The following is a 5440-nucleotide window of genomic DNA, read 5'->3' as shown; positions in this document are numbered from 1 at the left end:
AATGACCGACGAAGAAAAATATCTTTCTGGGATGAATTTGGAAGGTCTTTCACCGCAAGCTATACAAATATATATTGCGCTCGCTCAATCCAACAGTGGCGACCCGATCACCCAGTCATGCTTGGATTGCAACCAGCTACTGAATGTGGAAGCACTGAGTATAAATAAAGGCATTAGACCGTGCGCTTGGACAATTTCCTGCCCATGCGGCAAATGCAATACAACTTTCCGAGGACTTTAAATGGCAGAACTTCTTTGGTAAGCCAGATGGTAAAGTATAATTTGTCATTTTTTTGGGACGGCTGCGCCGCCCCACAATTCAGACGTTAGGCATACATATATGTGGGAAGGTCAATCAACTTCTAGGCTGTCGCAGCAATTGGCAGGTGTTGCGCTTGCGATTGTTTCGCTCCCGTTCGCTTCGCTCGGTGCAGTGGGCGTGTGGCGCTGCATCGTTAGAGCTGAAACGACTTTAGCAATTATTGCTACTATGGCAATCGCACTACTTGTTGGTATCTTCGGGCTAACAATCGCATATCGAATTTTTTTCGGAAGAGGAGTTCGTAAGGGCGGTGGCGTTCTATCTCCCTTCGCTTTTCGAGTCGGTGGCTTTGCGTCGTTAGCATTTGCCGCATTCTGCACTTACGAAACCTTTGTCGATGGTAAGTCTGAGATCGTCGTGGGTGTTTTTTCCTCACTGTTTCTTGCCTTTATTTTCTTTGTAGCTGCTCGGCACCGAGGTGCAATGCGCTCTATTAAGTAAGCATGCTTCGATATCCTCCCTTTACCCCTAGTTAAGCCTAGCGGCCCTTGTGTAAATAAATAACCACTAATGTCGCTTACTATTTACATTCGGTTTATGAAACTCAATAGAAATTCATGTGTAGTTGTGTGTATAAATGCTTGTGTGACCGAAATCAACGGCCCGCAATCTTAAGAAGCTTTTGCTCTTTCTCGTAATCACAGCGGCAATCTGAATCGCAAAACAATTCTCGATACCCCACAGGCTCGTCACAGAACAAGCAATGCAAATCAGGCTCTACAGCAGGGAAGCGCTGCATATTGTTCAAAGCAAATTCAAGATCAAGACTAATACGCGCATCTGCGCTGTCAGCGATATCACTCATTTTGTGGTGCCTCCTGCGTCACCTAAAGAATATGGGGTAAATCTAATTACTTCCTCGCCTATCCACTCGTTGCACTCCCTAAACCGCGCCTGCAGCGGTTCCAGCTCGTTCATGGCAAACACCCTGGCCGCAGGCTCCACAGCCCCAAAACCGCCCGTATTGTTTGGCACCAGGCCCAGCAGTTGCGGCGGTACCCGGTGCGCCGCCAGCATGTCGTCGCGTGTCACGTTCTTGATGCTAAAAAACTCATCCTTGGCCGCCACCTCAGACACTGGCAATATCTGGATCCCGTCTTTCTTGCCGTTCGGCGCATACATGAACACATTGCGGAAATTGCCCGGCCCCTTGCTGTCGCGTAATGCCTGGCGCATGTTGTCGACGTCGCTTTGATTCTGTGCCGGGTCCGTCATGTACAAGATGAAGCCCGCATGGGAGCCGTTCTTGTAATACTTACGCCTGAACAGCGTCGCCGCCTCGTTTAACCAGGCAGAATGCAAGGCGCTCAAATACTCAGGCAGGCCATAAACCTCCTGATTAATATCCGGCTCCATCAAATGGAAAATCGCCCCAGACTCAAACACATGATCTTCCTGCCAGCCACGCACAAAGGCGTATTGGTTCAAGTCATCACTGCAGCGGCGCATGTACTTGGCCAGGGCCGGCTCAAGCTGCAGCGGCTTGCCCGTGCGGCTTTTGCGGTTTTCCAGATAGGCATTGCCAAAGACAAGGAAATCCAGCGCAAACCGGCTAAACGCCTCGCGTGACAGCAAGGCATGCGGCACAAAGGTGGCCGCCAGCAAGTTGCGCTTGACATAGATCGCCGTTGAATGGTGCACACTGGCCCTGAACGACTTCGCCAGGCCGTCCCAACTGATAGGCGGCTCGTAATACCGCCCGTTCGTCCAACACTCGATATAGTCCAGAATTTCAGCCCGGTCTAATACCGGCGTAGGGTCACCAAAGCTGAACACCTCAGCACCCGGCAACGCTGGCAAGGCCTGTACCGCGTCTGCCTGGCCTTCTGACGCGGCATTAAACTGCCCGCGCCTCTTCTTTCTCGTCATGAATACACCTCCATAAATGATTGATTGCTGCCTATGCCACCATCCAATGGCTCATGGTCCAGCGCATGCATACACGCCCAGGCAAGGTCTGCATGCCCGGTTTCCTCGCTTCGGTCTGCCACATAGGTCACATGCTGGCCGCTGGCCGTCAGCGTCTTTTTAATCGTCATAAATGCCTGCGCCAGATCCGTGGCCCCGGCGTCAAATTCCAGACGGCCCTTGCTGATCACGTCGCGGGCTTTGATGACCATGCGGCTTTTAACCGCCGGGTCATAGTTGATCTTGGTCACATTCGGGTAGAAGTTTTTAACCAGCTGGTGCACACCCTCGCCCATGCCAGTGGCATCAATGCCAATAAAGGCAACGTGATAGCGAATCGTGGATTGCCGTATCTGTTCCGCCTGGGCCGCAAAGTCCATGCCCCTGAACTGCATGCGCTCCAGCACCCGGAACTTGCCGCCAGGCGTGCGCGGTGGCGCCAGAATCACCAGCCCGGCACTATCGCCAGTAAATGCCGGGTCATACCCTATCCAGACCGGGTTATCACCGTATGGCCGCGTGGTAAATGGCTTAAAGTCTGTCCAATCCACCCAGGCGTCCACCATGCACTTTTGCAGCTCTTGCAGAGGGAAGACAGAGGCCGTGTCATCAATAAACTGGCACATCAACAGGTTTTCAAACTGGTCCGGGCTGTACTCATAGGTGCGCAGCTCGTCGATATCGAACAGATCACAGCCCCCAGCCTGGGCGTCCATGATGGTGACAATTTGCCGCCACATCTTGTCTTCGCCCGTAAAACCGCTGGCAAGCCGTTTGTGACTGACATCAATATTGACCTGGTCTTTTTTTGGTCGCCGCTTATTGAACAGCTCGCCCGTCCAGAATGGGTAAGCCTCATGCGTTATGCTGGAAGGCGTAGAAAAATAGGTCTTACGCCACTGCTTATGCAGCGCCATGCCAGACGCCACCTTGTTCAATTCCTGAAACTTATGCGTCCAGAAAAATTCATCAAAATAGAAATTGCCGTGATAACCCTGGGCCGTCCTGGCATTGGTACCCAAAAAATAAAGATGCGCCCCATTAGGTAAAACAATAGGATCACCGGCCAGCTCAATCCCCGCCGCTTCCTTGGCAAACTGAATAATGTATTGCTTGAATACATGCGCCTGCGCCTTCGATGCAGACAAAAATATCTGATTGCGCCCCGTCTCCATCGCATCAGCCAAAGCCTCCCGCGCAAAGTACCAGGTAGCCCCAATCTGGCGCGACTTCAAAATCACCCGCGTGCGCTCATGCCCATTACGCAGCCATACCTTTTGATAATCAAACAGCGAATCCCTAAACGCCTCTAGCAGCTGATCCCGCTGCTCATCACTAAAATCATTGCGCGTCGGCTTTTTCTTAGGCCCGGCATTGCGGTTTGCTAGCTTAGGATTGAGATCCACTTCATTGCCGCCCGGTGCCTCATAGCGGCGCACCCGCGCTGTCTGCACTGCCTGGCGCATCAGCAAATCAATCTCTTTGAAGTCGCCGCCGGTCTTCACCTCTTTGGCAATCAACTGCACCAGGCGCGTTTCAAGGCTGGCTTCTATCTTCTCTATGAACGGCGTGTCGTCCCATTTTTCACGATCGCACCAGCTCTGCACCGTCGTGCGGGCAATCTCCAAATGCCGCGCAATCGAAGACACCCGCCAGCCCTGCCAGTACAAGGCCTGCGCGTGCTTTTTAAGATCGTAAGTAGGCGCAACCGTTGCGCCAAGGGTGGAATCTTCGGGCGCATCCAGTTCGTTATCGGGGGAAATTTCAGACGGGCATTCGTCGGCATTCGCATTCATGCCGCCAGATTAAGGGCATCGCGCCCGCGTAGGCATTGCGGCAAAGTTGTTAAAAATCTTAACAACTCCCAGCCCGTTGAACACAGTCAGCGCAAGTAAGACCATGGGCACTCTTCAACTGCCCAGCCCCTTATTTCATCATGTCCACCAAAAAATTCAAGTCAAAATTCTTCCGCGTGGCGCTCGAAGGCGCAACAACTGACGGCCGCAAGATAGAACGCAGCTGGATACAGCAAATGGCTAAAAACTTCGACCCGCAAAAATACGGTGCCCGCATCTGGATGGAACACATACGCGGCACCCTCGCCGACAGCCCCTTCCGTGCCTATGGCGATGTAACAGCAGTCAAGGCCGAAGAAGTCACCATCGACGGCGACAAAAAACTGGCCCTGTTCGCCCAGATCGAGCCCACAGACGACTTGATCGCCATGACCAAGGCCAAGCAAAAGATTTACACCAGCATAGAAATCAATGACAAGTTTGCCGACACCGGCGAAGCCTACCTTGTCGGCCTGGGCGTCACCGACAGCCCCGCCAGCCTCGGCACCGAAGTTCTCAGCTTTGCCGCCAACAACCCCAACGCCAACCCCTTTGCAGGTCGCAAAACCAACCCTGCACACCTGTTCTCTGCTGCTGTTGAAGCCAATCTTGAATTTGAAGAAATCGATACAGAAGCCACAGGCCTGGCAGCCAAAGTCAAAGACCTGCTAAAAGTCTTCAACAGCAAAAAAGGCGGTGACAACGCCCGCTTTGATGATCTTGGCCAGGCAATTGAAACCGTAGTGGAACACACCGCAGACCAGGAACAGCGTTTTAGTGAATCCAACAAACGCATCACCGAGCTCGAAAAGAACCTCAAAACCGTCACAGACAACTTCAACAGCCTGAAAACCCAGCTCGACAAAGAACCCGGCAACCAGACGACCCGCCCAACAGCCACAGGCGGCAACGGTACAGAGCAGACCGACTGCTAAGCCAAGCAACGAGACAAACAGCGAACCAAACAACAAAACAAACAACAGGACATTCACATGCAAAACACCACCCGCAAAGCCTACAACGCACTCGTCACCCGCCTGGGCGACATCAACGGCGTAGACGACGCCACCAAAACCTTCGCCATCGCCCCCAGCGTCCAGCAACGCCTTGAAACCAAAATTCAAGAATCCAGCCAATTCCTAAGCCGCATCAACATCATCGGCGTACAAGAAATGGAAGGTGAAAAGCTACACTTAGGCATCAGCAGCCCCGTCGCCAGCCGCACCGACACCACCCAGCAAGACCGCCAAACCCGCGACTTAACAGGTCTGGAAAACGGCCGCTACAAATGCAGCAAAACCAACTACGACACCCACGTCCCCTATGCCAAGCTCGATGTCTGGGCCAAATTCCCCGACTTCCAAACCCGCATTCG

General features: G+C 52.8%; 7 protein-coding genes. 4 read left to right on the top strand and 3 right to left on the bottom strand.

Annotation, left to right across the window (positions count from 1 at the left end):
* Together H8L47_RS29585 and H8L47_RS28955 are read left to right on the top strand one after the other, a co-directional pair.
* Positions 1 to 241: hypothetical protein (locus tag H8L47_RS29585; protein ID WP_222616725.1), on the top strand; the 241-nt coding region annotated here is incomplete at its 5' end.
* A 99-nt stretch (positions 242 to 340) separates the two neighbouring features.
* A complete protein-coding gene (locus H8L47_RS28955) occupies positions 341 to 763 on the top strand; it encodes a hypothetical protein (protein WP_186957301.1) in 423 nt (140 codons plus the stop codon).
* A gap of 154 nt (positions 764 to 917) precedes the next feature.
* Here the strand turns inward: H8L47_RS28955 and H8L47_RS28950 are convergent, their stop codons facing one another.
* From H8L47_RS28950 to H8L47_RS28940, 3 genes are read right to left on the bottom strand one after another with little or no spacing between them, the layout of a single operon-like run.
* Positions 918 to 1127 carry a DUF2116 family Zn-ribbon domain-containing protein gene (locus H8L47_RS28950; protein ID WP_186957300.1) on the bottom strand — a complete coding sequence of 70 codons (210 nt, stop codon included), beginning with the start codon at positions 1125 to 1127 and terminating at the stop codon, positions 918 to 920.
* Positions 1124 to 2191, bottom strand: a complete 1068-nt coding sequence (locus tag H8L47_RS28945; protein ID WP_186957299.1) for a phage portal protein — start codon at positions 2189 to 2191, stop codon at positions 1124 to 1126. The genes H8L47_RS28950 and H8L47_RS28945 overlap by 4 nt, the downstream gene beginning before the upstream one ends.
* Positions 2188 to 4026 (bottom strand): terminase ATPase subunit family protein, encoded by a 1839-nt coding sequence (locus H8L47_RS28940; RefSeq protein ID WP_186957298.1) that lies wholly within the window; start codon positions 4024 to 4026, stop codon positions 2188 to 2190. The genes H8L47_RS28945 and H8L47_RS28940 overlap by 4 nt, the downstream gene beginning before the upstream one ends.
* Positions 4027 to 4166: 140 nt before the next feature.
* On the opposite strand from H8L47_RS28940, the gene H8L47_RS28935 reads away from it, so the two are divergent.
* Together H8L47_RS28935 and H8L47_RS30010 are read left to right on the top strand one after the other, a co-directional pair.
* Positions 4167 to 5000, top strand: a complete 834-nt coding sequence (locus H8L47_RS28935) for a GPO family capsid scaffolding protein (protein WP_186957297.1) — start codon at positions 4167 to 4169, stop codon at positions 4998 to 5000.
* Between the two features lie 57 nt (positions 5001 to 5057).
* Positions 5058 to 5440, top strand: a 383-nt coding sequence (locus H8L47_RS30010) for a P2 family phage major capsid protein (protein WP_230413957.1), incomplete at its 3' end; no start/stop codon positions are given.

Origin of the sequence: Undibacterium umbellatum (assembly GCF_014284125.1) — a bacterium.
Classification (GTDB): domain Bacteria; phylum Pseudomonadota; class Gammaproteobacteria; order Burkholderiales; family Burkholderiaceae_D; genus Undibacterium; species Undibacterium umbellatum.
Note: the sequence above shows the minus strand (reverse complement) of the source record. Positions and strands in the feature narration are given on the sequence as shown.

Coding starts and splice junctions, on each gene's coding strand:
- H8L47_RS28955 (WP_186957301.1), top strand. CDS start 341: ATGTGGGAAGGTCAATCAACTTCTAGGCTGTCGCAGCAATTGGCAGGT.
- H8L47_RS28950 (WP_186957300.1), bottom strand. CDS start 1,127: ATGAGTGATATCGCTGACAGCGCAGATGCGCGTATTAGTCTTGATCTT.
- H8L47_RS28945 (WP_186957299.1), bottom strand. CDS start 2,191: ATGACGAGAAAGAAGAGGCGCGGGCAGTTTAATGCCGCGTCAGAAGGC.
- H8L47_RS28940 (WP_186957298.1), bottom strand. CDS start 4,026: ATGAATGCGAATGCCGACGAATGCCCGTCTGAAATTTCCCCCGATAAC.
- H8L47_RS28935 (WP_186957297.1), top strand. CDS start 4,167: ATGTCCACCAAAAAATTCAAGTCAAAATTCTTCCGCGTGGCGCTCGAA.